The organism is Arthrobacter sp. KNU-44 (assembly GCF_051843155.1).
Lineage (GTDB): Bacteria > Actinomycetota > Actinomycetes > Actinomycetales > Micrococcaceae > Arthrobacter.
This window is the reverse complement of record NZ_JBPXNG010000002.1, coordinates 3,026,549-3,051,458: the sequence shown is the minus strand read 5'-3', so window position 1 is coordinate 3,051,458 and position 24,910 is coordinate 3,026,549. Positions and strand designations below refer to the sequence as shown.

Genomic DNA, 24,910 nt, shown 5'->3' with positions numbered 1-24,910 from the left:
CCCGGTGCTTATACGCCGGAAACCCGCGGATCTTCCGCCGATATCTCGGCGGTGATCCAGCAGAATGTGTCACGCATCCCAGGCATCAGGACGAGCCGTGTGGGGAATTCGGCGCCGGTTGGAGACAGCCGCGGCCACCCTGGAACCCCAATAGTTCACGACGTCGAACGGGCCGGCAGCCGCATTCAATCCGGCGGCAAATCGCCTGCCCCAGGATCGGGGCAGGCGGCTCATGATGCGGACCAAGGGCAAAAGGGACCGGAAGATCATGTATCCGAAGACCATGTGGAAGAGCAGTTCCTCGTTGGTCCAGCGGGTCCCGTTGCTCTTGCGTTGCAGCTCCGAGCGTTGTCCAGCCAGCCGATCAACTCCCGAAGGGCCCGGCTGTATCCTGCGAGGCATGCTTCCCGGGCCGGATCCATCATGCCTGTGATTCTTGCATCAGGCTGTGCCGGACACTGCTATCACGCGGCGGGCGCGAGGGACTCGATCAGGCCCTCGATGCGGCTTTTGATCTCGTCCCGGATGGGGCGGACGGCGTCCAGGCCCTGGCCGGCCGGATCTTCGAGGACCCAGTCCTCGTAGCGCTTGCCGGGGAAGTACGGGCATTCGTCGCCGCATCCCATGGTGATGACGACATCCGATTCCTTCACGGCCTCTGTGGTGAGGACCTTGGGGATTTCGGCGGACATGTCAATGCCAAGTTCGGCCATGGCTTCGACTGCGGCCGGGTTGACCTTGTCCGCTGGCTGGGAGCCCGCGGACCGGACCTCAATCCGGCCTTCGGCCAGGGTGGTGAGGAAGGCGGCCGCCATCTGGGAACGGCCCGCGTTGTGTACGCAGACGAAGAGGACGGAGGGTTTCTTGGCGGTTTCAGTGCTCATGAGAGGACCTTTCGATCGGATTCGGAGCCGGGCGCGGGAGCCGGCAAAGGCAACGCGGCAACGCGTGGGTACAGGGCGCGGATCAGGAAGAACCCGGCGGCGCCGCCCAGCAACTGGGCGAGGATGAACGCCGGGGCGGATGCGGGGGCGATCCCGGCGAAGGTGTCTGTGATGGTCCGGGCCACGGTCACGGCGGGGTTCGCGAAACTCGTGGAGCTGGTGAACCAGTAGGCGGCAGTGATGTAGCCGCCGACGGCGAAGGCCACCAGCTCGGTCCGGCCGGAGCGGATGGTGCCGAAAATGACCACGAGAAGCCCGATGGTGGCAACGACTTCGCCGAGCCACAGCCCTCCCCCGGCACGTTGATGCGTGGAGAGCGTCACGGCGTCGAGGCCGAACATCAGGTTCGCGAGGACTGTCCCGGCCAGGCCTCCGGCAAACTGGGCGGCGAGCAGAGCCAACGCGGTGGGCGTATCCAGGATCCCCAGGGCGCGTTCCACCAAAGTGACCACAGGGTTGAAGGATGCCGAAACCGGCTGCAATGCAAGAATCAACGCGACGAGGGCGGCGCCGGTGGCGACGCTGTTCTGCAGAAGCTGCAGTCCGACGTCGTTCGGGGACAGTCGCGAGGCCATGACCCCTGAGCCCACCACGCCCATGACCAGGAAGGCGGTGCCGGCGAACTCCGCCACGGCCTGCCGCTTGAGCGCGCTCACTGGCCCTGTCCACCGATCAGGGCCGCCAGGCCGGACAGGGCGTCGGTGCGGGCGCGGTAATAAACCCAGACGCCGCGCTTTTCGCGTTCGAGGAGGCCCGCTTCGTGCAGGACCTTCAGGTGGTGGCTGATGGTCGGCTGTGACAGCTCGAAGGCGTCGTTGAGGTCGCACACGCAGGCTTCGCCGCCCTCGTGGGACGCCACGAGGGACATCAGCCGCAGCCGCACCGGATCGCCCAGCGCCTTCAGCAGTGGCACGATCCCTTCCGCTTCGGATTCCGACAAGGGTTCCCTGGACAGCGGCGAACAACAAGCCACCGTCTGGACGGGTGTTAACTCCAGCGACATAGACACATGTAAATATTCACACTTGTCGATATTTAAGGCAAGGCCGCTAAGGCAAGGCCGCCGGATCGTCGTCGTCCGCCATCGACGCCGCTGCTGCCGTGATGCGATTGGCCATTCCCTTGAAGATGACACCGTGGAAAGGCAACACCGCCAGCCAGTACAACCGTCCGCCCAGGCCTTTGGGGAAGAAGACCGCCCTTTGTCGGTAGAGCGCCCCGCCTTCGGCTTCCTCCGCCCGCATTTCCAGCCACGCGCGCCCGGGTACCTTCATTTCCGCGCGGAGGCGCAACAGGGAGCCGCGGTCGATCTGCTCCACACGCCAGAAGTCCAGCGCGTCCCCCGTATTCAGCCGGGTCGGATTGAGCCGGCCGCGGCGAAGCCCCACTCCACCCACGATCTTGTCCATCCAGCCGCGCACGGACCACGCCAAGGGAAAGGAGTACCAGCCGTTGTCTCCACCGATGCCTTCTATGACTTGCCACAGTTGTTGCCGGGTGGCTGTGGTGAGCTGCTCCTGGTTGTCCTGGTACACCAGGTGTCCGGCCCATTGCGGGTCACTGGGAAGGGGATCACTCGGGGCACCGCGAACGGAGGAGTTCTGCCAACTGGTTTCCACTTCTCCGGCGGCCTCGCGCGCAAGCGCCAGGCGAAGGGATTCCCGGTATCCAAGCAGGCCAGCTTCGGGCGGATCTACATATTCATGGATGTCCCGCTCCCCGACCACGCAGTTCTGCTGCAGCGATCCGATCAGCGGCACTGCCAAGGATCGCGGTATGGGGGTGACGAGGTTGACCCACTGGGATGCCAACCATGGAGTCAGGACGGGCAGTGCGACCACCGGCCGGCGTCGGAGGCCCGCTTCCGCGGCGTAGCCGTTCATCATCTCGTCGTACCGGAGGACATCCGGGCCGCCGACGTCGAAGGTGCGGTTGAGCGAAGCAGGGAGTCCAGCCGCTGCGACCAGGTAATACAGCACGTCTCGGATCGCTATCGGCTGGACTTTGTTCCGCACCCATCGCGGAGCCACCATGACGGGCAGCACCTCGGTCAGTTGCCGGATCATTTCGAAGGACGCCGAACCGGAACCAATCACGACGCCGGCCTGAAGCACTATCGCAGGCACCTGCGGTTCCGCTAGGAAAATGTCGCCCACTTCCTTGCGGGACCGGAGGTGCCGGCTGAGCTCAGTTCCTTCCGGGTGCAGTCCACCCAGGTAAATGATCCGTCCGGCCCCGGCATCGGCCGCCGCACGCGCTACGTTGCCGGCGCAGAGTCTTTCGGTCTCTTCAAAAGACCGGTGGCCCGAATGACCCATCGAGTGCACCAAGTAGTAAATGACGCCGGCCCCGGCAAACGCCTGCCGCAAGGAGTCGACATCCTCGAGGTCGCCGATCATCACGTCCACGCGGTCTGCCCAGGGGACGTCGCTGAGCTTGTTGGTGTGGCGTACCAGGACACGGACGTCGTAGCCGGCGTCGAGCAATCGCGGGACGAGCCGTCCCCCGATATAGCCGGTGGATCCCAATACCACTGCCAGCGGATTCACTGTGGCCCCTTCCGATGCCTTGCGGAGCCGGAACACCGGCGCCCAAGGCCAGCGTAGCCCTACGCCGATCCGGCCCGTTTCCGGCGGTCGTTCTTGCCCCGGAGGTCGCGGTTCAGGCGGCGGTCACCGTGGTAGAGCAGCGACTCCCAGTCGACCTGTTCCGGGGTTTTGGGGATGATGGCCGGCGGCTGTGCTTTCGGCTTCTTGGGCTCGACGTACAGCCAGTTCAGCACGCCAAGGTACATGTCCACTCCGGAGTTGGCCAGTCCGATGTAAGCCCGGATAGCACCGGCGGCCATGACGGCGTTGAAGGCGGCGAATGCGGCGTTGCCCCAGTTTCCCAGTTCCCAGTTGCGCCAGACGGTCAACAAGGAGAACGCAACGATCAAGTACGGAGCGAGGACGTAGAGGGCCGGTGCGGCGGTACGGTCCTTGACCTTCGGGGTTCGGACGAACGGGATCTTGTCTCCCGTGAGGGCTTGCTGGAGGGATTTCAGGACGCCTGCGAGATTGACCGGAAGGAGAACGAGGTTGAATCCGTAGATCCGGAAGATGTCGCTGAACCGGTGGCCGCAGTCCCGCAGGTCGCTTCCCATGGCCAGGAAGTAGGGCAGGGCCGCAAGGAAGACCAAGGGGCTGAGGAGACGGCTGTCGTAGGGGTATGCGAGGAGGAACAGCAACCCGAAGCTCGCCCAGGTGATGGAGGCCATGTAGTTGACGCGCAGCAGGATTTCGCGGAAGAGGACCGGCCGGGCTTGGCCTCGGCGCTTGCGGATCTGTTCCCAGAGTTTGGGCAGGATCAGCAGGCCGCCGTTGGCCCAGCGCCGTCGCTGCACCACGAGCGATCCGAAGTCCGGCGGGGTGGCGCTGTAGCTGAGCCGCTCCGGGTAGTTGGCCAAGGTCCAGCCATGCTTACCGAGGTCCACGCTGGACTCGGTGTCTTCAATGACGGTGCGGTCCTGGATGTAGGTTCTGACCTCGAAGCCGCCCACGGTGGAGATCTCTACGATGTCCTCCAGGGCGCGTTTGCGGATCACGGCGTTCGCGCCCACCCAGAACGTGGCGCCGTATTGGGTCATGCCCTGGTGCTGGATGTGCTGGATGTCCGTGGTGGCCCCGGCGATGCGCTCAATCCGGGTCGGGGCGCCGCGGAAGGAGGAATACGGAGTCTGGGTGACGGCTACCTGCTCATTTCCAGGGGATTCGAGGAGATGAACCAAGCGGAGGCAGTAATCGCGCAGCAGCATCGAGTCCGCATCCAGAGTCAGGACGTAGGTGGTGTCCGGGACCGACAGCACATCGCCGTCGTCGACCCCTGCGGGCCGCAAGACGGTCCCGTCCGCGGTCTGTTCCGGGTGCCAGGTCCCGCCCATGAGTGAGAGGTAGGCGTTCAGGTTCATGGCCTTGTTGGCCTCGTGGGAGAGGCTCGCGAACCGCTTCCGCTCGAACGTGGAAACCCGTGCGTTGAAGATCCAGGTCAGCCGCGCATACAGTTCAGCGATGCGTTCCGGGCCGGGCGACTTCCGCTGTGCGTTGGCGGCCGTAAGGGCCAGGATCACGAGCCGTAGTTCCCGGGCCAGGCCCATGAGGACCAGATCGACGAAGAACTCATCCACGTGGTCCTCGACGGACTCGGTCTCGGCCATAGCTTCGAGCCATTCGGCAGCGTATTGGTATTCGGCGATGAGCCGCTCAACCTCGGTGCCGGGGTCTGGTTCAGGTCCTTGATCACGACGACGGCGGTACCTCGCGTAGGCGGCGTTGACCCTCGCGGCTGGTTCTTCGAGGGTTTCGGTGATCTGGCCGGCAAGGGCACGGGTGGCTTCCAGGCGCCGGAGCACGTCCGGGTCCTTGGGGAAGGGTGGGTCATCAAGAAGAAGCACAACGCTCAGGTCCGGGAATTCCTGCAGGACCGCGGACCACATGGTGCCGCGCACTACTTCCGGTTCTTCTGCGTAAGAAGGAATCAGCACGGTGATGCCCTCGGAGTAGTCGAAGAAGTGCCGGTCCAGTTCCCCTCGGGGAACCCGTCGGTGGGCCCGAAAGCGGGTCAGGGCGCCCTGGCGGGCGGTGAGGTACATCAACGCCGAGAACGTCAGGAAGGACACCACTACCAAGTAGGAGAGGGTCTCGGCGCCGAAGCGGAATCCAGCGCCGGGGTTGTCCACCAGCTGCTTGAGCACCGTCGTGACCAAATAGCCGACCCAGGCAAGCACGGTGGTGAGGACGCCGACGCGGCCGAGGACAATTTTCCGCCGCGATGGTGCCGGGTGGACGATCGAGAGCGGTTCGGAGCGCTTTTCCGCTCCCCACTGACGCTTTCGGGCCTTTGAAGACTGCCCGTCCGCCGTTCCCTGTTCATCGGGGCGAAGCAGCACAATCTGATCCGACATGAATCCCCATTCGCTGTCCGTGCACCCCCAGCGGGCACACGGCACAATGCGGGCGTAATGTAACGGACCGCACTTCAGTGCGCCCCTATGATAGGCGAACAACGCGGAGTTCCGACAGAACTCATGGAAATGCTACGCAAGCTGCGGCGCTTCCCGGGGAGTGAGATCTTTCCCAGACATCCGTGAAGTCCTATTCAGAAGCTCTGGGGGTATTTCTGTGTCTAAACGCTTTCCCGGCCGCCGGCTGTCCGTCCTGCGTTTGGGCATCCTTTGCGTCATCGTGGTTGCGGCGGTCACTGCCGGCTACCTCGGCCTCCGCAATGTCCAGGATGTCAGTGCCGCCGCATCCATGCCCTCGGTGTTCTCCGGCTATGTGGATGTGACGGCGACGCCCCGCTTCGCGTTCGAAGATCCAGCCGTGCCCAGCGCGAAAGCCGTGGTGCTGTCCTTCGTCGTCGCCGATCCGAAGCAGGACTGCGCCCCGTCCTGGGGTGCGGCGTACAGCCCCGACCAGGCAGCTTCCGACCTCGATCTGGACCGGAGAATCGCCCGGCTCCGCCAGCTTGGCGGGGCAACGGCTGTTTCCTTCGGCGGGCTGAACAACAACGAACTCGCGGTTTCCTGCAAAGACACGAAGGCCCTGACCGACGCCTACCGGCAGATCGTGGACCGCTACGACGTCGCGACGGTAGATCTCGACGTCGAAGGCGTCGCCCTGGGCGACCTGGCCGCTGCCGACCGACGGGCCCAAGCCATTGCCGCCCTCCAGAAGGAACGCAAAGCCAGTGGCAAGCCCCTCGCCGTCTGGCTGACCCTTGCGGCCGACCCAGACGGCCTCACGAGCCAAGGCCAGGGCATCGTGGCGCATACCCTGTCCGGCGGAGTCGATCTGGAGGGTGTAAACATCATGACGATGGATTTCGGCGCCAGTAAGCCTGCAGCTTGGAGCATGTCCCGGGCCTCGGAGTCAGCTGCGGATGCCGCCCACGATCAGCTGGCCGCCCTCTACAGCAACGCCGGAACTGACTTTGGGAGCGAAACCATCTGGCGCAAACTTGGCCTGACCGTCATGGTGGGCCAGAACGATATCGCCGGCGAAATATTCACCCTCGATGACGCTGCCACCATGAACAGCTTCGTCAAGGACAAGGGCCTCGGCAGGTTGTCGATGTGGTCCATGAACAGGGACAGGACCTGCAGCCCCAACTACCCGGATTTGAGCAAGGTCTCGGACAGCTGCAGCGGGGTGGTCCAGGGTTCCCAACTGTTCTCGACCACGCTCGCCCATGACGTGGCACTGCCTACGCCGGCTATTACTCCATCGCCAACAGTCACTGCCTCAAGTAGCGCACCCGCCACCACCACCGATGACCCGGCAACGAGCCCCTATCCGATATGGAGCACCTATGCCGCTTATACGGCTGCGGACAGGGTGGTCTGGCACGGAAGCGTCTATGAGGCGAAATGGTGGACCCGCGCTGACGTCCCGGACAACCCGGTCCTGCAGGGCGGCGCCACTCCGTGGAAACTCGTGGGTCCGGTGCTGCCCGGAGACAGGCCAAGCCCCAAGGCAACGGTGCCTGCGGGGACCTTCCCGGCATGGGTTCCGGAGACCATCTATCACAAGGGCGACCGCATTCTGTTCGAAGGATCCGCGTTCGAGGCCAAGTGGTGGACCCAAGGCGACAGCCCGGAAGCCGCAGTCCAAGGCGCCCCTGACTCCCCCTGGGCAAGATTGACCACGGCCCAGATCCTGGCCGCATCCCCCACCGCGCCGGCTTCCTGAAGCGCGAACTGGCAGCAGATGCCCGCAAAATCGCCCGCTCCCTGTTACACCCGCCGTCACACCCGCCCCGCGAAGTTAAGCGCGAATTGGCAGCAGATGCCCTTTCCGTTGCTTTTTGCGGGCATCTGCTGCCTGTTCGCGATGGGGGGAAGGCCCTCCGCCGTCGGTTTCAGGGGGGGCTCGACGGCGGAGGGCTGGCTGGGGTTGGGGGTGTTACTGGGCGGCGGCGGTGCGCTGGGTGCCGGTGAAGGTGAAGGCGATGGTGCTGCTCTGGTTCTGCAGGGAGTTGTCCGCGGTGGCGGGCAGGGTCAGGGTGACGCGGAGGTCGTCGGTGTGGCCGGGCGCGACCGAGGTCAGGTTTGCCAGGGCGATGTTGGCGCCGACTTTGCCGGTGGTGGTTTTCAGGTTGAGAACCATGATGATTTCCGTTTCTTGAAGCCCGTGAGACCGGGACTTTGCTGTCCGATGACCTCTACTTTCCGGCAGGAATTTTATGAAGCCGCAAGGTTCCCGCAAGCTTTTCTCGAAGATTAGTTAAATATTCAATCAAGTAGTTTTCGAGTGTTGAGCAGGCGGGTGCCCGCAGCGGGCAAGTAGTGGAAACGAGTAACGACGCGAACTGGCAGCTGATGCCCATAAAATCGTTTCCAGAGGGCATTTACTGCCTGTTCGCGCTAAGGCCGCTACCGCAGCCCAAACCCTTAGCGTCGGAGCGCTATTACGACGACGGCGACGGTCGCCACAGCGAGGATCGCCAACCCCACGTATGCAAGCACCTGAAGGCGCTGCTTTCGAATTTCCCGCTTCGATTCACGAGCCGACAGCCCAATCATCTTGTTCCCCATACGGGGAGCGTACGCCGCGATTGTTTCGCTCGGGCAACAAGAAAGATAACTGTTACGAAGTTCCCAGCTGGCAACCCCTGGCTAAGAACCGTGTCCCCTATACTGACATCTGAATACTTGTTCAGATGTTGGAGGTCCCGTGGTTGCCAGTGAAGCTGTCGATGAATGCGGCGTGAAACTCGTCGACCCCGACAGGGTCGAACTCGTCCGTGCAGCCCTGCCCTCGGATCATGACATTGTCGAGCTGGCGGACGTGTTCTCGCTGCTCGGCGATCCTGGGCGCTTGCGGCTGTTGACGTCGCTGCTGGAAGGCGGGGAACTGTGCGTCTGCGACCTTGCCGCGACGACGGCGATGAGCGAGAGCGCGGTCAGCCATGCGTTGCGGCTGCTGCGCGCCCACCGGGTGGTTTCCGTTTCGAGGCGCGGCCGGATGGCGTACTACCGCCTGGATGATGCGCACGTGCGGATGCTGCTGGACCTGGGTCTGACCCACACGGGACATACCGTCGCTGTCCACCCCGAGCGCACGGCCAAGGAGGCCAAAGGCCAATGAGCACCCACAACCACGACGCGCCCGGCACCGCGCCAGGCAACCCCGCCAAGCACCACGCCCACGGCCACAGCCACGCGATAGCAGCGAATGCAGACCGGCGCTATCTGGTTATCGCGTTGGCCCTGATTGTCGGGTTCATGATCCTCGAGGTGATTGTCGCCGTCGTTTCCGGCTCGCTGGCGCTGCTCTCCGACGCCGGGCACATGCTGACCGACGCCGGTGCGATCGCCGCGTCGCTGTGGGCGATCAACCTCGCGGCCCGTCCAGCGCAGGGAATCTGGACATTCGGATTCAAGCGCGCGGAAATCCTCTCAGCGGCCGCCAACGGAATCACCTTGCTGGTCATCAGCGCCCTCGTGGCCGTGGAGGCCATCCACCGCCTCCTTGATCCGCCACCTGTCGAGGGCGGCCCTGTCCTGGTGGTCGCGATCCTCGGGATCATCGTGAACCTCGTGGCCGTGTGGGTGCTGGCCAAAGCAAACCGGTCCAGCCTGAACGTGGAAGGATCCTTCCAGCACATCCTGACCGACCTCTACGGATTCATTGCGACGGCGGTCGCCGGGCTCGTCGTCCTGACCACCGGTTTCACCCGTGCGGACGCGATAGCTTCGCTCGTCGTCGTGGCCCTGATGCTGCACGCCGCGTGGGGCCTGCTGCGGGACTCCGGGAGGATCCTCCTGGAAGGCGCACCGGAAGGTGTCGACCTGGACCAGGTCAGGGAACACCTCCTCGAAACCGGGCACGTGCACGACGTCCATGACCTGCACGTCTGGACAGTCACCTCGGACCTTCCCGCCCTGTCCGCGCACGTCGTCCTGGACGAGAGCTGCTTCCACGACGGACATGCCCCGCTCATCCTTGACCAGCTGCAGAACTGCCTTACCGGGCATTTCGACGTCGAACACTCCACCTTCCAGCTCGAACCCGCCGGCCATGCCATCCACGAAACCGGAACCCATTGATGACCCCCCCTGCCCCAACCACAGACTCCGGGAGGTTGTTGCGTCGCGGGCTGCGGCTGGAATACGCAACCCTGGGCTGGAACGTGGTGGGCCTCGGCGTTCTGGCAGCCGCCGCCATTCAAGCCGGTTCCCCGGCCCTGGCCGGTTTCGGCCTGGATTCCCTGATCGAGATCTTCGCTTCGATCGTGGTGGTGTGGCAGCTCAAAGGTGCCAACAAGGAACGCGAAGCCCCCGCAATGCGCCTGATAGGGATAGCCTTCGCCGTCCTCGGCTCCTACCTGCTCATCCAGGTGGCCATCGTGTTTGCCACCGGAGTCCGCCCTGCCACCTCAGGTGCGGGCATCGCCTGGACGGCCCTGACCTTCGTGGTCATGCTCGCCCTCGCGTGGGGCAAGATCCGCACCGGAAGCGCCTTGGGCAATCCGGTGCTCCGGGCAGAAGGAAAAGTGACCCTCGTGGACGCCTACCTGGCCGGCGCGGTCCTGGCAGGCCTGGTTCTGAATGCCCTTTTCGGGTGGTGGTGGGCCGATCCCCTGGCGGGGGTGGTCATCATTTACTACGCAGCAATGGAGGCCCGCCACGCCTTCAAGCACACCCCTTAGTGGTGTGCTTGCGTCTCCTGGAGCCGCTTGATGAACCAGCGTGATTGCTCGGGTCCGTAGGGAAGCACCGGGATCGCCTTGGTAGCGTCCGACGGCGTGTCCCGGATCGACTGCCTCGCTTGCCTTACCGCTGTGGACATGGTGTTGGCCATGGTCTTCACGAACTGGTCGCTGCAGGGCTTGCCGTGGCCGGGGATGAGGAACTCGTAGCGGTGGCGCAGGGCCGAGATGTGCCGCAGCACGTCTGCCCAATCTTCCGGGTACGAGTCCTCGAACGACGGATGTGCGCCTTGTTCCACGAGGTCACCGGCGAAAAGGGTGCTGGGCGTGCCTACCAGGAGATCGCCGTCGGTGTGGCCGCGGCCCAGGTAGAACAGGGTGGCGGTGAGGCCGCCGAGGTCGACCAGGACGGGCTGATCCTTGACGATCGCGTTGGGAATGACGAGTTCGACGGCGTCACCCTTGCCCGCGGCCATCTCCGGTTCGGTGGCGGAGACGAAGCGGCGCTGGTGGTCGCCGTCGTCGTCGATTGTCGCCGCACAGTTAACGTGCCCCCAAAACTCGGTGACGCCGTCGTCGGCAAAAACGGCGTTGCCGAAGTAGTGGTCGTAGTGGGCGTGGGTATTTACGACGACGAGAGGCACTTGGGTCTTTTCGCGGACTGCGGCGAGGATCTGCCGGCCTTGGCGGGGGCCGCAACCGGTGTCGATCACCATGGCTCGTTCCGTGCCTACTACGAGGCCCGTATTGAGCAGGCACCCTTCGGTCTCCAACACGTAGTTGTTAGGGCCGACTTCGAGCCATGCTGACATTGTTTCTCCGTCTGATGCGTTCCGGCAGTGTTCAGGCCTCGATTCTACCCACGTGGAGCCGGGAGGATCGGGACAAAAGCCCCAGTTGAGACCCGGGCCGTTCGAAATTGCTCAATGCGCAGGAAGAAGGCTTGAGGAGCAATGCGCGGGAAGCTACGCTATCGGGGTTGGCGATGCTACTTGTTAACTAGTTGCTGCTATTCGGCGGCCTGACTGGGGAGGAAGTGATCGTGATACCGGAAACTGCGGACGGTGAAAAGGCCACTGTCGATTTAGGCGTCGACGGTCTTCTCCATCTGCGCTGGCGGCCCGGGGTCGCCATTGAGGTTGAGGATGCGCGGGCGGCCATGGCGAAAGTCGACGAGCTCTGCCAGCAGGAGCAGCATCCGATGCTTGTGGACATGGCCACGGTCGCTTCCGTTAGCCGGGAGGCCCGTGGTGTGTGGTCCATTCCGTGCGGCGCTTCACGCATCGCTTTGTTAGGTACGTCGCCTGTAGACCGCGCCCTGGCGAACTTCTTCCTCGGCGTGCACGTCCCGCCTTGCCCGACCCGTTTTTTCACATCGCGCCGCGATGCGCTGGACTGGCTTAATGCGGGTGCGTAAGCCCCGGAGGTGCGTCCTGCTGCAGCCCACTGGGACTACATGACCTCGAGGGAGAGCGTCGAGGACCCGCGCCTGCAGCTGTTGGTTGACGGGGTTGTCCGATTGGCTGCCGGCGATCTGGACGCACGCATTGAACCTTCGAAACATCGGGATGACATTGATGCCGTCATCACGGGAGTCAACCTCCTCGCAGAAGAACTGGGCCACATTCATGCGGATTTGGAACAGCGGGTGGCCGCCCGCACGGCCATGTTGCGGCGTACACAGGTTGAGCTTGAACAGATGGCCAAGACAGATGCCCTAACCGGCCTTGCAAACAGGACGTTGCTTACCGAGCGGATCCAGGGAGCGATCCTGTCCAGCCCCGACGGCGGAAAAGCCCCGGCCGTGTTGCTGCTGGACCTGGACTCATTCAAGGCCATCAATGACATCCTGGGCCACAGCGCCGGTGACGCCGTGCTAGTGGAAGTTGCCAAACGTCTCCGGTCCGCCGTCAGGGAACAGGATACGGTGGCCCGCCTAGGCGGGGATGAGTTTGCCATCCTCGTTGCCGCCGCTACCGAAGAGGAGATCCTTCGAATTGCGCACCGCGCATCGGAGTATCTGCAGGACAGCATGTCTATCGGCATGGAGACGGTTTGGGCGATGGCCAGCATCGGCGTTTGCATCGGCACGCCGGGGTACCGGGCTGAAACGCTGATGCGCGATGCCGACATTGCCATGTACCAGGCAAAGGCGCGGGGCCGCAACAATGTCCAGCTCTTCCAGCCGGAGATGCTCGACGCCGTTCAGGAACGGTCGCGCATAACCGCCGAACTGCGTACCGCTGTTGCCGGAGGAGAGCTGGCGCTGGTGTATCAGCCGGTGGTCGAATTGGCTTCCAGCCGCGTCATCGGCGTCGAAGCCCTCCTCCGATGGCATCACCCTGTCCGCGGCACCATCATGCCGGGCAGCTTCATTGGCATCGCAGAAGAAACCGGCTTGATCTTTGAGCTGGGACGTTGGGTGCTGCATGAAGGTCTCGCCCAAATGAGGCGCTGGAGCCAGACCCACCCGGACCTGCCGGACTATTGTCTGCACATCAATCTCTCTGCCGCCGAACTGCTTCGAACCGACTTGCTTGACGATATCCGGGACACGCTGGCCAGGTATTGCCTGGATCCTCGGCGTCTGATCCTGGAGATCACCGAGACTGTATTGATGTCGCGTGAAACCGGACAGGAACAGGTCCTTAGCGGCCTCCGGGAGCTCGGTGTAGGGCTGCAGATTGACGACTTCGGTACCGGCTATTCGTCCATCAGCTACCTCAGGTCGCTTCCGGCAGACACTGTGAAGGTCGATCAGTCCCTCATTAAGGACATGGAGTCGGACCCTCGGCAACAAAAATTCGTCGCGGCCATTCTGCAGCTGATTTTCGCTGCGGGGCTCAACGCGACCGTGGAAGGCATCGAAACCGCAGAGCAGGCGGCCCAGCTGGAGGCCATGGGTTGCCTCTACGGGCAAGGCTACTTCTACGGATATCCGGTACCAGCCGCGGAAATCCCGGATCAGCTCCGCCGGCCCGCACGGCGTCTGTAGAGTTAGCGCATGTCGAAGCTTTGGGACCAGATGTTGCTTGTCCCCACAGTCGTACGCCTCGCTTCCCGGGCACCGAGAAATCCGGACACCGCGTGGGAAGGATACTGGCGCGGAATCCGCACTACGGGCCCTTCCGGAGACGTGCTTTGGGACTCGGACTCCGCGGCCGAGCGCGCGCAGTACACCGACGCGATTGCAGCCCACTTTGATCCTAATCTTCCGGTAGTTGACGTAGGGTGCGGCAACGGAACCCACACCCGCTGGCTTGCAGGCCTCTTTCCACGGGTTCTCGGAATCGACGTCTCCGAGGGAGCGATAGAGATGGCGAGCAGGGAAGCAGAAGGCGTCCAAAATGCCGACTTCATGGTTCTGGACGCTTCGGGGGCAGGTGCTGGGGAGCTCCTGTTGGAGCGGTTGGGGCCCGCCAATGTCTTTGTCCGCGGAGTCTTCCACGTCTTGAAACCCGGCAAGCAGGCTGCCATGGCTGCCAACCTCCGAGCCGTCATCGGGGACAGGGGCCGGGTGCTACTGGCCGAAACGAACTTCCGCGGAAATAGCCTCGGTTACCTGACCGAGCTCGGCGCCACCCGGCAAAGCATGCCCCTGCAGCTGCGGCGCGCTTTGGAGAACCTTCCCCGGCCCGGGCATTTCGGCTCCAGGGAACGGCACGACGTATTTTCGGCTGCAGAATGGCAGTTGATTGCTGACGGCCCGGTTAACATCGAAGTGGTCCCGATGAACTCCAGCGGTCTTCCGCAGTGGGTTCCGGGATATTACGCACTTCTGTCCGGCGCGAAGGATTCCGAAACAGAAAAAGAACGGGTGTAATTTCATCCGGCGCGCACCCGCGGGTTACATCCCAATGAAGATTTCATTTCAATCCGGGCCGACCGGTTTGTTCGGCTGTAGTATTCCCTTAGCTTGCAGGTCCCGGACTCAGCCGGAACTAAACGCAAAGGAATGATTTCATGTCGACGCGGAAACGGTCTTTACTTGCATTGACCGACGCCGGGATGCAGGCCAGTCAGGAGACTGTGGAGCAGCCCATCGAGCAGTTGCGTGAGCTGCGCCTCCAGGTCCTGGAAATCATCGATGAAGTCCTGGGGGACTCTTCGCAGGCAACGGATGCGGTGCGGGAACAACTTCGCCAGCACATTGCCGCCCACCCCGGGCATCCGGAAGAGGCCTTGCTGGAACACTTGTCTGCGCTCAGGTCGGGACAGCCGGCCCCGCAGGACGATCCGGACCGGCCCGCCCCGGCCCCGCATGGCGAGCCGGAATCCCAGCACCCAAACAGCCAGCACCCTGGCAGTCCACGGCTCGAGGCCGTTCTCAGGGACCGGATGCTGATGACCGCCTTCCAGCCCGTTTTCGACCTGACCACGTCCACTGTCGTCGGCGCCGAGGCTTTGACCCGCTTCGTCAGCGATAGCGGGGACCCTGCCGATTACTGGTTCGCGGAAGCCGGGGATTCGGGGCTCCGTACTGATCTTGAATTCGCGGCGTTGGAGTGCGGGCTCGAGGCCGCGCTGAAGCTGCCGCCCCACCTTTTCGTGGCGTTGAAGCTTTCCGACGAAGTCTGCTTGGATCCGCGCCTTCCCGGGCTTTTCGATCAGAGTCCGGTGGCACCAGCCCGGGTCATCCTTGAAGTCTCCGGGAGGTTCCCTCAGGAACAGGCTGCTTCGCTCGATGCGGCGCTGGCCCCGCTGCGCAGTGCCGGCGTGCGCTTGTCCATTGAAAACACCGGTTCGTTCTTCGTCGGGGCCAGCCATATTCTTCGGCTGAAGCCGGAGATGATCAAGCTGGAGCGGAATCTGACTGCAGGCCTCGAGCTGGATTCCCTCCGGCAGGAACTCGTCGAGGCGGAGGTGGCGTTCGCGCGGGAGACCGGGGCGGCCTTGACTGCGCAACGCATCGAAACCACGGACGAACTCGCCACTCTTGCTGGCCTGGGCGTAACCCTCGGACAGGGCTATCACCTTGGGCGGCCGTCGGTCCAGCCCAGCGAATGGGCTAAGTGGGGCGGGCGTGCACGGCATCTTGCCTCCCCGGGCAGTCGCGGCCGGACCACGCGGAGCTGACGAACGGGCGCCTCAGGCAGTGACGGGGCGGTCCGGGCCTCGATGTTGTTCTATCAGCCAAGCGGCCATCTGCCGGGCGCGCTTCGACGCGAGGGCGTCTCCCTCCGTGGCCGAGATGATGGAGCCCTTCATCAGGATGTGCCAGGAGCGTGCGAACTCGTCGGTGCGCTCCAGCCCGGCTTCTTCAGCCAACTCCTGGATGTGTCCCCTGATCCTGGCGAGGTAGCCGATGCTCGCTTTCCCTAGCGGATGTTCACGCCCCATTTCAAGCAGGACGTTGATGAACGAGCACGCCTCAAAATCCTCGCGCTCAAACCAGTCGCCGAATACGTCGAACATGGCAAGCAACTGCTCGTCGGCGGTGTTTCCCCGGCTCTTGGCATCGGAGATGATCAAGTCGACGGTCGAGAATTGGTCACGAAGCGCGAGGAAGGCAAGAACCAGATCGTCCTTGGACGGAAAATGGCGGTAAAAGGTGGCCTTGGCCACTCCCGAACGTTCCATGAGCTGATCGACCCCCACAGCACCGATCCCGCGCCGCGAGAACAGTTCGTAGCCAGCGTCCAAGATCCGATCCACCGCGTCATCACGGGTGGTCGTTTGTCCGGCTGGCAATGAAGACGAACCGGGCGCTTCCGAGGCATCTGGCGTACTCATGGTGAAAGCAATATTACTCGCGCCCCTACAAGACAGACCGGTCTGTCGGGCCCTTTTTGCGCCAACGCAGGGTCACTTACGGCCCATGTCGGGCAGCAACATAGGCCGTAACTGACCCCGCGTTGGGTAAGGTGCCAGTGCGCTCCCCTATTGCTTCTCTGATGGCCTTCTGCTTCTCTGACACTACCGGGCCGCCGCCGCGCTACTTCCGGTGTGGACCGCACCCGGCTGAAGGGACGTGGGACCGCTATGACTTCTTTGTGGCTAGACGCGCGCGAGGCTTCCGCAGCCGCGAGCCCCGATGAATTCACGCCTGGGAACAGTTACGACGTCGTCGTGGTCGGCGCGGGAATCACGGGCATGGCGACGGCGCTCATGCTGGCACGGACCGGGAGCAGCGTGCTGGTCCTCGAGGCCCGGCATATCGGGGCGGTCAACACCGGCAACACCACGGCCAAGTTGAGCCTGTTGCAGGGCACCGCATTGTCCGCGCTGCGTAACCAGTATCCCGTGGACGTGGTCCGTGCCTACGTTGATGCGAACAGGGCGGGCCAGAAGTGGTTGCTCACCTATCTCGAGGAGCGGGGTGTGCCTTTCCAGTATCGGGATGCCTACACCTTCGCCACCACCCCGGCCGGCGCGGATCGGCTCCGCGCGGAAGCCTTTGTGGCCCGGGCTGCGGGACTCAACGTCAAGTCCACCCGGGAGACGGGGCTGCCGTTCGACGTCGACGACGCCTTGCGGCTTGCGAAGCAGGCGCAGTTCAACCCGATGGACGTCTTGGATGCGCTCGCTGCCGATGTTCGGGCTGCCGGCGGCAGCATCGTGGAAGGTATCCGCGTCATGAACGTCAGCAACGGCGATCCCCTGACGGTGGTCACCAGGAAGGGCGAGGTCCGCGCCCGTTACGTGGCGCTCGCCACCGGGACACCGATCCTGAACCGCGGGCTCTACTTTGCGAAGCTGCGGCCGAATCGCTCCTACGCCGCCGCGCTGCGGCTGCCGGAAGGCATGAGCCCGCCGCCGGGAATGTACCTTTCGGCGGAGCCGCCCACCCGCTCGCTGAGGGACTACCCAATGCCCGACGGCGGGTCGTTGCTTTTGGTGGGCGGGTTCGGGCATGCAGGTGGCCGGGCGCCGTCGACGCAGGTTCACGTGAATGAGCTGCTCGGCTGGGCCGAACAGCACTATCCGGGTGCCGAGGTCACCCACACGTGGGCCGCCCAGGACTACCAGGCCGGCAATCTCATGCCGTTCTTCGGCAGGTTCCCCCGGGGGCACGGGAAGATCTTCTTCGGCACGGGCTACAACAAGTGGGGCATGACAAACGGTGTTGCGGCGGCGCTTGATATCACCGCCGATATCCGTGGCGAAAAGCTGGAGTGGGCCCGCACCATCCACCGCCGCGTTACGGGTCCTCGCGGGGCAGCGTCGACGATTTCGTTGAACATAGAGACACAGCAGCAGAACTTCCGGGACAAGGCAGCCCTGAAGGAGAAGCCGGCCATCACGGAGGAAACCCACCCCGCCGAGGGCACGGGCGTCACGGGGCTTTTCCACGGGAAACCCGCGGCCATCTGCACGGTGGATGGCGTGGTGTGCAGGGTGTCAGCGGAATGCGCACACCTGGGTGGGATCCTGCACTGGAACGACGCCGAGAAGTCCTGGGACTGCCCGCTGCACGGCTCCCGCTACACGGCCGCGGGAAAGCTGCTGGAGGGTCCGGCGACGCACAATTTGTTCAAACTGCAGTAGGGCGTTCAGTGTTCGATATTTCCCCTCGTTCAATGCGATTGAACGGGGAGGACTACTGAGTGTGCCGGTAGAGACTCACAAGATTTGCCGTTCGAATACTCAATTTTCGGATTCAGCCACTCATTTCTCGTCCATCGGATAGTCAGTGGCAGATGCCGGCACATATTCTGAAGCTAAGGACCGGCGCCGATCAGCGGCGTTTTTAGTTGGCGGCGCGATTATCGACTTCAATATGAGCTGTTGAAATGGCGGACAAGAGACTAATGACCGCGCGATCTAGATACTGGTTGACTTTGAGTGCGTTGCTCGGCGCGACGGTAATTGTGGTCGGGTTCGCTCCTGTTCCGCTCGTTCTCGTTCTGGGCGGTTTCCTCATGGCGGGGTTTCTTGCGACCGCGGCACTGTACGGTCATTGGCAACGCGAAGCGGTCAGGTCTAGTGCGATGGCGGCACCGGTCCCTGTGTTCAGCGCCATCATCACCTTCAACGTTGCACTTTTGCTCCGGGGGAGCGAACTCGGCTGGTACCTCATTCCGGTCCTTGCAGCGGCCCTTTTCATCGGCTGTTTCGCATGGGCACGCAAGCACGGACCCTACGTGAAGCCGGACGATGTCCGTGGAGGTCAATCGTGATCGCCGCACCGCTCAGCGTGGGTTAAGGCCTAACTGCGCCGCCAGCTCGCCGGGGCGGTTGAAGCGGTAGAAGAACGGACCGAGTTCTCCCCTGTCGAGCGTTGAGGTCAAAGTGATGAGACTTTCCAGGAGCGGAGCCTTTGCCAGGTCGCCCAGGTGTATCGGCTCGAATCCTGCGTCCCGAATGAGGCTCTCGGTGGCCTCGCGGGCATCGGCGTCGGACGCGAAAAGGGTCCCCGGCGGCATTGGCTCCGCGTCGACGGCGTCATAGATCGAAGCGAAGTTGGTATTGAACGCCTTTGCGGTGGGCCCGCCGATGATCGCTTTGACCTGTTGGGCGATCGAGTCGTAGCCCGGCGGCCGATCGCCGAAGGTATTGCTTGCGTCGATTGTCACCTGGCCGTCAAGTGGCTCATCGCATTCGAGGGTGTAGCGGGGGTGGGCGCGTCGGTGGCCGGATAGAGGTCGAGGTCTTCCGATGATGGAAGTTCCTACACTGCCCATCCGGAAGACCTCGCCGTGTCCCACGCTACCTTCCTGCCTCCTGACCTGACTACGTTCTGCCGGCTCGATGAGCTTGGGCTCGAAGCCGCCGGGCAGTGTCTCGCCCCCGGCCGTGCGGTGCTGGAATGCCGTGCCGTTGATCCGGACGACTGGTGCCATTCGTGTGGGGGCCAGGGCATCGCCCGCGGCACGGTCACACGGCCGCTCGCGCACGAACCGCTGGGATGGCGGCCGACGACGCTGCTGGTGCGGGTCCGCCGCTACAAATGCACCGGGTGCGGGCGGGTGTGGCGGCAGGACATCTCCAAAGCCGCGCAGCCGAGGGCGAAGATCTCCCGCCGCGGACTGCGCTGGGCGCTGGAGGGCATCGTGTGCCAGCACCTCACTGTCGCCCGCGTCGCGGAAGGCCTGGGCGTGTCCTGGCATACGGCGAACAGCGCGATCCTTGCCGAGGGCAAGCGGGTGTTGATCGAGGACCCGGCCCGGTTCAACGGGGTGGCCGTGATCGGCGTCGATGAGCATGTCTGGCGGCACACCCGGCGCGGGGACAAATACGTCACCGTGATCATCGACCTCACCCCGGTCCGTGACAGGACCGGGCCGGCACGGTTGCTGGACATGGTCGAGGGCCGCTCGAAACAGGTCTTCAAGGCCTGGCTCGCCGAGCGGCCCAAGGCTTGGCGGGACGGGATCGAGGTCGTCGCGATGGACGGGTTCACCGGGTTCAAGACCGCAGCCGCCGAGGAGCTCCCGGACGCGGTCGAGGTCATGGATCCGTTTCACGTCGTCCGGCTTGCCGGCGATGTCCTGGACAGGTGCCGCCAGCGCGTGCAGCAGCAGACCATTGGTCACCGCGGACGGTCCGGGGATCCGCTCTACGCAGCCCGCCGGACCCTGCACACCGGGCACGATCTGCTCACCGACAAGCAGAAGGACAGGCTGGAGGCCCTGTTCGCCGCGGACAACCATGCCGAAGTCGAAGCGACCTGGGGCATCTACCAGCGCGTCATCGCCGCCTACCGCGACCCTGACGGCACCCGAGGCAAACAGCTCATGCAAGCACTGATCGGCGCGATCAGCGCCGGCGTTCCCGCTGCGCTGACCGAGGTCATTACGCTGGGCCGCACGCTGAAACGCCGTGCAGGGGACGTGCTCGCGTACTTCGACCGGCCCGGCACCAGCAACGGCCCCACGGAAGCACTCAACGGCCGGCTCGAACACCTCCGCGGCTCCGCCCTCGGCTTCAGGAACCTTGCCAACTACATCGCCCGATCACTCCTCGAAACCGGCGGATTCAGACCGCGATTACACCCTCAAATGCGATGAGCCCGTCAAGTCCGGCAATATTGGCGAGCCCGACGGCGATCGAGTCTCCCGGAATGGCAACCACCACGACGTCAGCGGCTGTGGCATCGCCGCCGTCCCGGCCAAGCGCAGTCACGTCGTGGCCTGCAGCCGTCCAGCGTCGCGCCAAGGCGCCGCCGACGTGACCCCGTCCAATCACGGTAATCCGCATGGATTCCCCCTATTCATTTCGAGGCAACATCGACGAAGGACAACGCTCGGAGGCCCCACGCCGGCTATTCGCTGGGGCCTACTGGCCCGTGCCCACCGGATTCACCGCTCGAATTTTGTTCGGCGTCGCGGCAATCATCGCAGCGACCAACGAATTGATGCGGGCAATCAGGGCCGCCCTCGGCCTCCCCACGGAGCAAGGTAACTTTCATTCCGGCATCCTAGTCCCCAGCGCGGGCCCCGGGAAGGCTTCGCAGCCCGTGTCCCTCCGGGGAAATGCGAGAGACCAACGAGTCGTAGAACGGGAAACCCTAACCACAGCCAACTACGCTAATCCTTCCTTTGAAATGCCAAATTAGGAACTCAAGTAAAACGAGTTTTGCTCGAAATTCCCTTCCAACAAAGGCAAAAAGGCCGTATGATTTCGTGCAAGCTGTGGGTCTCAGGGGGCACCTATATGAATAGGAGCTTTCCTTGCCGCGTCTAAATATTATTGCCTCAGCTACCGCATGCCTTTCTTTGATTGCGACCATCCTTATTGCCGCACCGGCACAGGCAGGTACTGCTCAAAGGAACCCGGCACCCCAGGAACAGGAACATCAGCGGATACGAGCTGACACCGGTCGCGGAGTCCAGCCTGTCGCCTGGGATCAGGGGTTGTCGCCCGGGCCAAGTGCCAGTCCGCCGCATGAAATCGCCAAGAAGCACGACGGCGTGAATGTGATGGACGGGAACGCACCCGGAACCGCGGCAGTCCAAACGCAATCCCCCTCGGGTGCGGTACGGATTACCGTTCCCGGCAAAAAGTCAGAGACGAGACCTGCCCAGCTTAAGGGCGTCCCGATCGGGCACTTTATTGGCGAAGGGGCACCGCTTTTGACCACCGCACTGTCCGGCGCGACAACGACCACCTACAGCACTCCGCACGGCTCGCAGACGCTGATCACCGTCGAATCGGATAAGTCACCTCGCGATTACCGATTCCCGCTGGCTCTCTCGGCTGGATCCACGGCGAAGGTGGAAGCTGACGGTTCCGTCCTCATTCGAGACATCGAGGGAAGAGTTACAAGCGCCATTGTCGCCCCATGGGCATTCGATGCCGCGGGGAAGCCGGTGCCGACGACATTCAGGTTTGAGGATGGCGCCTTGGTTCAGCGCATCGACTTCAATTCCTCGAACGCATTTCCCCTAACGGCCGATCCGAGCGTTCAGTGGGTACCGTGGCCAGTCCTCGCTATCACCGGCGCCGAGTTGCAGGTACTGGCCGGCCTCACGGCCGCGGTGTTCGTGGGCGGAGTATGGACAGGATGTAAGTTCAACAAGCTGAGCGGATGGATAGCAACCGTCGTGAGCCAGATTTGCGGGTTGAGCGGCGTTACCGGAGTTGCATCTGTCATCGCTACCATCAGTGGCGCGTTCAGAAATGCCAGCCTGGTTGCCACAAAGTGCTACGGCATCAATCTTTCTAGACCGTCCGCTCCGCTCCGGGATATGCCGGCCCGAGACTGTGGCCTCTGAGAGAAGGCAATCGTGAAATGGTACAGTTGCGCGCACCCGCCGATCTTTACGGCTTCTCTGGCGCCCCTTTTTATGACCAATTGGGATCTGTGGCTTCGAATCCTCTTGCCATCGGTGGTCCTGGTTTCCTACGTGATCAATGAAGTAGTTCTTCACCGGAGGAAGAAGGCTGCACGTGCGCGCGCAGCCGAGCTCGATCGCACAGATCCGATGGCGCACGCCTACCGGGAGCCGCCTTCTTAGTCCCTCGATCAACGACGCGCAATTATGGCGCGGAGGGGGCGTCTCACCCCTGGGTGGGGCGCTCCCTCAAGCCCGTCGGGGCTAAATCTGAATAGGAGCTTAAATTGCTAAGAGCACATACTTTTGCCCAGGTAAGAAACCGACTACTCATTATTGGCGTGATTGTCTGCGCGGGCGGAGTTATCTTCGAAACGTTGGCCACAAACCTACTTTCGCTGCTTTTCTCCCTCCAAGGAGGGGCCGGCGCGGGTATCGGCCTGTGGTTCACAGGCTTCATCGTTTCAGTCGTACGCTTCGGGCTTGCCCCACTCGGCGCATCACTGATAGCTCTCGGCATCGCGGCCCACATCCTCCAAAACCAGATCCCGGACCTCCTCAACAACAATGAGAAGGACGGCTGAACTAGGTGGTCAGCCGCCCAGAGCACGCCTCATTGCGTCGTAGGCGGGCGTCGGCTGCCCGTTGTTGAAGAGAAGGTCGTGGCCCTGCTGCAGCTTGCCGTCATTGTCGATGAACCAGTCGTAGCGGTTGTCCACACCCCACGTCGTGTAGGAGACGCAGGCAGGCGAGCGCAGACAGGTCGCCAGCACCGTGGCGTACTGCTCCGCTTGGGCGCCTGTCCCCTGGCCGTCGGTGACGTCGTTCTCCGAGATGCGAACATGGAGACCGGCCGCCTCGAACGTGGCGAGAGTCTTGGACAGTTCCCCCTGCGGAATGGCGTCGGTCTTGAGGTCGTAGACGTGGGCCTGGAGTCCAACGCCGTAGATGTGGCCACCCAGGGCGTTGGTGTCGAGCGCGAGCTTGAGCAGGGCGTCCTGGCGGGGCCCCGGCACGTCGGCACCGTTTTCGTTGATGAACTGCTTGACGTCCGGATCGGCGTCGTGAACGGCCTTTGAGACGACCGCCGGGTAGCCGGGCCCGAAGACGCGGTACCAGATGTTCTGCTGGAAGCTGGTCCCTTGGTCGACGTCGAACGGCTCGTTGACGACGTCCAGCGAATCGAGCTTTCCCTTGAATTTCGGCTGTACATTGTAAATATTCGCTTCAGCATTTGACATCCATACTTCTGGATCTATGCAGTGATAGTGCTGTTCGCTTTCTTCTTTCTGCGCTGGGCGACCGTCATTCACCCAAGTTGGTGACTGCTCGTGGGAGCTATTCTTTATTTCGTGATGGTCTATTCTATTCACTGGAAGCATCGAAACAAATGGCTCCTGCTGACGCCCTTATATACACTGCTTACGCAGCCTTATCCTTCTTCCCATGGGCATTTTCTGGTATTTCGCCATGGCAATACCGGAAAAGAACTTCGGTCTCATCAGGTTCAGGCGAGGGAGGTTGAGGGATCAGATGGCCGGCGCCTTGCGAAACAACGCACCGTGAAGAATTGGCGGATAGGTCCGTCCCTAATTGAGCGCGATGACCAGCATCTGGGTGGTACCCGGGATGCAGGTCTGAAGTATCGCGCGCGGGAAGCCGCCGAACACCGCTGCGACGTTGTTGGTGGTCCCGCCCTGGGGCACCTGGCCGCGTGCGGTCACCGTGTACGTGCCGTAGCCGGAGATGCTCACCGTCTCGCCGACGCCGACGCCAGAGAAACGCGCCCACCCGCCGCAGAAATCATGTTCGGTGATGAACAGCGAGTAGGCGTCCGTGGGGGTGAAATGGATCGGGCCGATGCAACTGTCCACGGCCGCCTGGCCGCCTGAGCCCGCAACATAGATGGTCCGCACCGCCGGAGCGGGAGCTGGGGCGGCTGCTGGTGCTGGCGCCGGAGCGGGGGCAGGTGCAGCGGCCGGGGCAACCGGCGGCCCTGTCAGCTTTAGCACCTGGCCGGGCACGATGACGGAATAGGCGCTGAGCCCATTGGCCGCCAGCATCCCGTTGACGTCGACGCCGAACCTGGCGGCTATGGAGCCAACAGTGTCGCCGCTAACGACTGTGTAGATGTTCGTGTTAGGTGCCGGAGCTGGTGGAACTGCCACCGGCGCCGGCCCAGATGCTGCTGGGGCTGGTGGGGCGGCCACCGCGGACGGTGCTTGCGTAGCCGCCGATGCTTCCGCTGCGGGGTGAGGGGCAGCGGCTGGGACGGGTGTAGGCATCGCGGCCGGAAGAGGGCTCTGGGTCGACATCGGGCTCGCCGGAGTCGATAACGCGGCCGTGGAGCCCGCGCTTGGGGCGATCATGGCGCCAATTCCAGCTCGCGACACGTTTGGTGTGAAGTCCTGCGTAACGAAGGCGGCAAAGATCACCGCTGCCACCAGCATCCACATGACAATTGATGCCTTGTATCTGGTGAGGGTTCTTGACTTCGTGACACTCGGGGATAGGGCGCTGCTTCCGCCTATCCGGCCATGCTGGTATTCCTGCGAGTAC

Annotated in this window: 26 protein-coding genes; 13 read left to right on the top strand and 13 right to left on the bottom strand. The window is 63.3% G+C overall.

The window, feature by feature from the left end; all coding sequences use genetic code 11:
- Nucleotides 1–69: 69 nt before the first annotated feature.
- The 6 genes from ACSVHC_RS15310 to ACSVHC_RS15285 form a co-directional block, all read right to left on the bottom strand.
- Complete coding sequence (locus ACSVHC_RS15310; protein ID WP_437771194.1) at nt 70–402, bottom strand: hypothetical protein; 333 nt, start codon at nt 400–402, stop codon at nt 70–72.
- 62 nt (nt 403–464) lie between these two features.
- Entirely contained in the window at nt 465–884 is a 420-nt protein-coding gene (locus ACSVHC_RS15305; RefSeq protein WP_437771195.1) for an arsenate reductase ArsC, read from the bottom strand.
- Nucleotides 881–1,600 (bottom strand): aquaporin, encoded by a 720-nt coding sequence (locus tag ACSVHC_RS15300; protein WP_437771196.1) that lies wholly within the window; start codon nt 1,598–1,600, stop codon nt 881–883. Before ACSVHC_RS15300 ends, ACSVHC_RS15305 begins: the two co-directional genes overlap by 4 nt.
- Nucleotides 1,597–1,947: an ArsR/SmtB family transcription factor gene (locus ACSVHC_RS15295; RefSeq protein WP_437771197.1), complete on the bottom strand. Its 351-nt coding sequence runs from the start codon at nt 1,945–1,947 to the stop codon at nt 1,597–1,599. The genes ACSVHC_RS15300 and ACSVHC_RS15295 overlap by 4 nt, the downstream gene beginning before the upstream one ends.
- Nucleotides 1,948–1,993: 46 nt before the next feature.
- Complete coding sequence (locus ACSVHC_RS15290) at nt 1,994–3,493, bottom strand: SDR family oxidoreductase (RefSeq protein WP_437771198.1); 1,500 nt, start codon at nt 3,491–3,493, stop codon at nt 1,994–1,996.
- Nucleotides 3,494–3,552: 59 nt separating this feature from the next.
- The gene (locus ACSVHC_RS15285) at nt 3,553–5,886 is read right to left on the bottom strand and encodes a glycosyltransferase family 2 protein (RefSeq protein ID WP_437771199.1); all 2,334 of its coding nucleotides are present in this window, start codon (nt 5,884–5,886) and stop codon (nt 3,553–3,555) included.
- Between the two features lie 217 nt (nt 5,887–6,103).
- Between ACSVHC_RS15285 and ACSVHC_RS15280 the strand changes: the two genes are divergently transcribed.
- Nucleotides 6,104–7,672: a chitinase gene (locus ACSVHC_RS15280; protein WP_437771200.1), complete on the top strand. Its 1,569-nt coding sequence runs from the start codon at nt 6,104–6,106 to the stop codon at nt 7,670–7,672.
- Between the two features lie 213 nt (nt 7,673–7,885).
- On the opposite strand, the gene ACSVHC_RS15275 is transcribed toward ACSVHC_RS15280, so the two are convergent.
- The gene (locus tag ACSVHC_RS15275; RefSeq protein WP_437771201.1) at nt 7,886–8,089 is read right to left on the bottom strand and encodes a hypothetical protein; all 204 of its coding nucleotides are present in this window, start codon (nt 8,087–8,089) and stop codon (nt 7,886–7,888) included.
- A 567-nt stretch (nt 8,090–8,656) separates the two neighbouring features.
- Between ACSVHC_RS15275 and ACSVHC_RS15270 the strand changes: the two genes are divergently transcribed.
- The 3 genes from ACSVHC_RS15270 to ACSVHC_RS15260 are packed head-to-tail and all read left to right on the top strand — an operon-like array spanning nt 8,657 to nt 10,634.
- The gene (locus tag ACSVHC_RS15270; RefSeq protein ID WP_437771202.1) at nt 8,657–9,070 is read left to right on the top strand and encodes an ArsR/SmtB family transcription factor; all 414 of its coding nucleotides are present in this window, start codon (nt 8,657–8,659) and stop codon (nt 9,068–9,070) included.
- The gene (locus tag ACSVHC_RS15265; RefSeq protein WP_437771203.1) at nt 9,067–10,032 is read left to right on the top strand and encodes a cation diffusion facilitator family transporter; all 966 of its coding nucleotides are present in this window, start codon (nt 9,067–9,069) and stop codon (nt 10,030–10,032) included. The genes ACSVHC_RS15270 and ACSVHC_RS15265 overlap by 4 nt, the downstream gene beginning before the upstream one ends.
- On the top strand, nt 10,032–10,634 hold the full coding sequence (locus ACSVHC_RS15260; RefSeq protein ID WP_439181073.1) for a cation transporter: 603 nt from the start codon (nt 10,032–10,034) through the stop codon (nt 10,632–10,634). The genes ACSVHC_RS15265 and ACSVHC_RS15260 overlap by 1 nt, the downstream gene beginning before the upstream one ends.
- Here the strand turns inward: ACSVHC_RS15260 and ACSVHC_RS15255 are convergent.
- The gene (locus ACSVHC_RS15255; RefSeq protein ID WP_437771205.1) at nt 10,631–11,446 is read right to left on the bottom strand and encodes an MBL fold metallo-hydrolase; all 816 of its coding nucleotides are present in this window, start codon (nt 11,444–11,446) and stop codon (nt 10,631–10,633) included. The genes ACSVHC_RS15260 and ACSVHC_RS15255 overlap by 4 nt on opposite strands.
- A 230-nt stretch (nt 11,447–11,676) precedes the next feature.
- On the opposite strand from ACSVHC_RS15255, the gene ACSVHC_RS15250 reads away from it, so the two are divergent.
- The 4 genes from ACSVHC_RS15250 (at nt 11,677) to ACSVHC_RS15235 (ending at nt 15,710) form a co-directional block, all read left to right on the top strand.
- Entirely contained in the window at nt 11,677–12,051 is a 375-nt protein-coding gene (locus ACSVHC_RS15250; RefSeq protein ID WP_439181072.1) for a DUF7793 family protein, read from the top strand.
- 9 nt (nt 12,052–12,060) lie between these two features.
- Entirely contained in the window at nt 12,061–13,629 is a 1,569-nt protein-coding gene (locus ACSVHC_RS15245) for a putative bifunctional diguanylate cyclase/phosphodiesterase (RefSeq protein WP_437771207.1), read from the top strand.
- Nucleotides 13,630–13,638: 9 nt separating this feature from the next.
- Nucleotides 13,639–14,457, top strand: a complete 819-nt coding sequence (locus ACSVHC_RS15240; RefSeq protein ID WP_437771208.1) for a class I SAM-dependent methyltransferase — start codon at nt 13,639–13,641, stop codon at nt 14,455–14,457.
- Between the two features lie 140 nt (nt 14,458–14,597).
- Nucleotides 14,598–15,710, top strand: a complete 1,113-nt coding sequence (locus ACSVHC_RS15235; protein ID WP_437771209.1) for an EAL domain-containing protein — start codon at nt 14,598–14,600, stop codon at nt 15,708–15,710.
- Between the two features lie 12 nt (nt 15,711–15,722).
- Here ACSVHC_RS15235 and ACSVHC_RS15230 read toward each other — a convergent pair whose 3' ends face one another.
- Nucleotides 15,723–16,367 carry a TetR/AcrR family transcriptional regulator gene (locus ACSVHC_RS15230; RefSeq protein ID WP_437771210.1) on the bottom strand — a complete coding sequence of 215 codons (645 nt, stop codon included), beginning with the start codon at nt 16,365–16,367 and terminating at the stop codon, nt 15,723–15,725.
- Nucleotides 16,368–16,616: 249 nt separating this feature from the next.
- Here ACSVHC_RS15230 and ACSVHC_RS15225 point away from each other — a divergent pair, with 249 nt between their 5' ends.
- The gene (locus ACSVHC_RS15225; RefSeq protein ID WP_439181071.1) at nt 16,617–18,122 is read left to right on the top strand and encodes an FAD-dependent oxidoreductase; all 1,506 of its coding nucleotides are present in this window, start codon (nt 16,617–16,619) and stop codon (nt 18,120–18,122) included.
- A 263-nt stretch (nt 18,123–18,385) separates the two neighbouring features.
- Complete coding sequence (locus tag ACSVHC_RS15220) at nt 18,386–18,754, top strand: hypothetical protein (RefSeq protein ID WP_437771212.1); 369 nt, start codon at nt 18,386–18,388, stop codon at nt 18,752–18,754.
- A 12-nt stretch (nt 18,755–18,766) separates the two neighbouring features.
- Here ACSVHC_RS15220 and ACSVHC_RS15215 read toward each other — a convergent pair whose 3' ends face one another.
- Nucleotides 18,767–19,282 carry a hypothetical protein gene (locus ACSVHC_RS15215; RefSeq protein WP_439181070.1) on the bottom strand — a complete coding sequence of 172 codons (516 nt, stop codon included), beginning with the start codon at nt 19,280–19,282 and terminating at the stop codon, nt 18,767–18,769.
- Here ACSVHC_RS15215 and ACSVHC_RS15210 point away from each other — a divergent pair.
- On the top strand, nt 19,274–20,584 hold the full coding sequence (locus ACSVHC_RS15210) for an ISL3 family transposase (protein ID WP_437771229.1): 1,311 nt from the start codon (nt 19,274–19,276) through the stop codon (nt 20,582–20,584). The genes ACSVHC_RS15215 and ACSVHC_RS15210 overlap by 9 nt on opposite strands.
- On the opposite strand, the gene ACSVHC_RS15205 is transcribed toward ACSVHC_RS15210, so the two are convergent.
- Nucleotides 20,553–20,774: an NAD(P)-binding domain-containing protein gene (locus tag ACSVHC_RS15205; protein ID WP_437771215.1), complete on the bottom strand. Its 222-nt coding sequence runs from the start codon at nt 20,772–20,774 to the stop codon at nt 20,553–20,555. The genes ACSVHC_RS15210 and ACSVHC_RS15205 overlap by 32 nt on opposite strands.
- 875 nt (nt 20,775–21,649) lie before the next feature.
- On the opposite strand from ACSVHC_RS15205, the gene ACSVHC_RS15200 reads away from it, so the two are divergent.
- Both ACSVHC_RS15200 and ACSVHC_RS15195 read left to right on the top strand, forming a co-directional pair.
- Entirely contained in the window at nt 21,650–22,291 is a 642-nt protein-coding gene (locus tag ACSVHC_RS15200) for a hypothetical protein (RefSeq protein ID WP_390278310.1), read from the top strand.
- Between the two features lie 437 nt (nt 22,292–22,728).
- Entirely contained in the window at nt 22,729–22,935 is a 207-nt protein-coding gene (locus ACSVHC_RS15195) for a hypothetical protein (protein ID WP_437771216.1), read from the top strand.
- 9 nt (nt 22,936–22,944) lie between these two features.
- Here the strand turns inward: ACSVHC_RS15195 and ACSVHC_RS15190 are convergent, their stop codons facing one another.
- On the bottom strand, nt 22,945–23,733 hold the full coding sequence (locus ACSVHC_RS15190) for an endo-1,4-beta-xylanase (RefSeq protein WP_437771217.1): 789 nt from the start codon (nt 23,731–23,733) through the stop codon (nt 22,945–22,947).
- A 207-nt stretch (nt 23,734–23,940) separates the two neighbouring features.
- Complete coding sequence (locus ACSVHC_RS15185) at nt 23,941–24,801, bottom strand: LysM peptidoglycan-binding domain-containing protein (RefSeq protein ID WP_437774084.1); 861 nt, start codon at nt 24,799–24,801, stop codon at nt 23,941–23,943.
- Nucleotides 24,802–24,910 lie beyond the last annotated feature (109 nt).

What these genes read in the sequence shown, in the direction of transcription:
- ACSVHC_RS15235 (WP_437771209.1), top strand. Translation starts at nt 14,598, where the DNA reads ATGTCGACGCGGAAACGGTCTTTACTTGCATTGACCGACGCCGGGATG.
- ACSVHC_RS15260 (WP_439181073.1), top strand. Translation starts at nt 10,032, where the DNA reads ATGACCCCCCCTGCCCCAACCACAGACTCCGGGAGGTTGTTGCGTCGC.
- ACSVHC_RS15190 (WP_437771217.1), bottom strand. Translation starts at nt 23,733, where the DNA reads ATGCTTCCAGTGAATAGAATAGACCATCACGAAATAAAGAATAGCTCC.
- ACSVHC_RS15255 (WP_437771205.1), bottom strand. Translation starts at nt 11,446, where the DNA reads ATGTCAGCATGGCTCGAAGTCGGCCCTAACAACTACGTGTTGGAGACC.
- ACSVHC_RS15220 (WP_437771212.1), top strand. Translation starts at nt 18,386, where the DNA reads ATGACCGCGCGATCTAGATACTGGTTGACTTTGAGTGCGTTGCTCGGC.
- ACSVHC_RS15265 (WP_437771203.1), top strand. Translation starts at nt 9,067, where the DNA reads ATGAGCACCCACAACCACGACGCGCCCGGCACCGCGCCAGGCAACCCC.
- ACSVHC_RS15185 (WP_437774084.1), bottom strand. Translation starts at nt 24,801, where the DNA reads ATGCTGGTGGCAGCGGTGATCTTTGCCGCCTTCGTTACGCAGGACTTC.
- ACSVHC_RS15230 (WP_437771210.1), bottom strand. Translation starts at nt 16,367, where the DNA reads ATGAGTACGCCAGATGCCTCGGAAGCGCCCGGTTCGTCTTCATTGCCA.
- ACSVHC_RS15275 (WP_437771201.1), bottom strand. Translation starts at nt 8,089, where the DNA reads ATGGTTCTCAACCTGAAAACCACCACCGGCAAAGTCGGCGCCAACATC.
- ACSVHC_RS15285 (WP_437771199.1), bottom strand. Translation starts at nt 5,886, where the DNA reads ATGTCGGATCAGATTGTGCTGCTTCGCCCCGATGAACAGGGAACGGCG.
- ACSVHC_RS15240 (WP_437771208.1), top strand. Translation starts at nt 13,639, where the DNA reads ATGTCGAAGCTTTGGGACCAGATGTTGCTTGTCCCCACAGTCGTACGC.
- ACSVHC_RS15205 (WP_437771215.1), bottom strand. Translation starts at nt 20,774, where the DNA reads ATGCGGATTACCGTGATTGGACGGGGTCACGTCGGCGGCGCCTTGGCG.
- ACSVHC_RS15305 (WP_437771195.1), bottom strand. Translation starts at nt 884, where the DNA reads ATGAGCACTGAAACCGCCAAGAAACCCTCCGTCCTCTTCGTCTGCGTA.
- ACSVHC_RS15310 (WP_437771194.1), bottom strand. Translation starts at nt 402, where the DNA reads ATGCCTCGCAGGATACAGCCGGGCCCTTCGGGAGTTGATCGGCTGGCT.
- ACSVHC_RS15225 (WP_439181071.1), top strand. Translation starts at nt 16,617, where the DNA reads ATGACTTCTTTGTGGCTAGACGCGCGCGAGGCTTCCGCAGCCGCGAGC.
- ACSVHC_RS15295 (WP_437771197.1), bottom strand. Translation starts at nt 1,947, where the DNA reads ATGTCGCTGGAGTTAACACCCGTCCAGACGGTGGCTTGTTGTTCGCCG.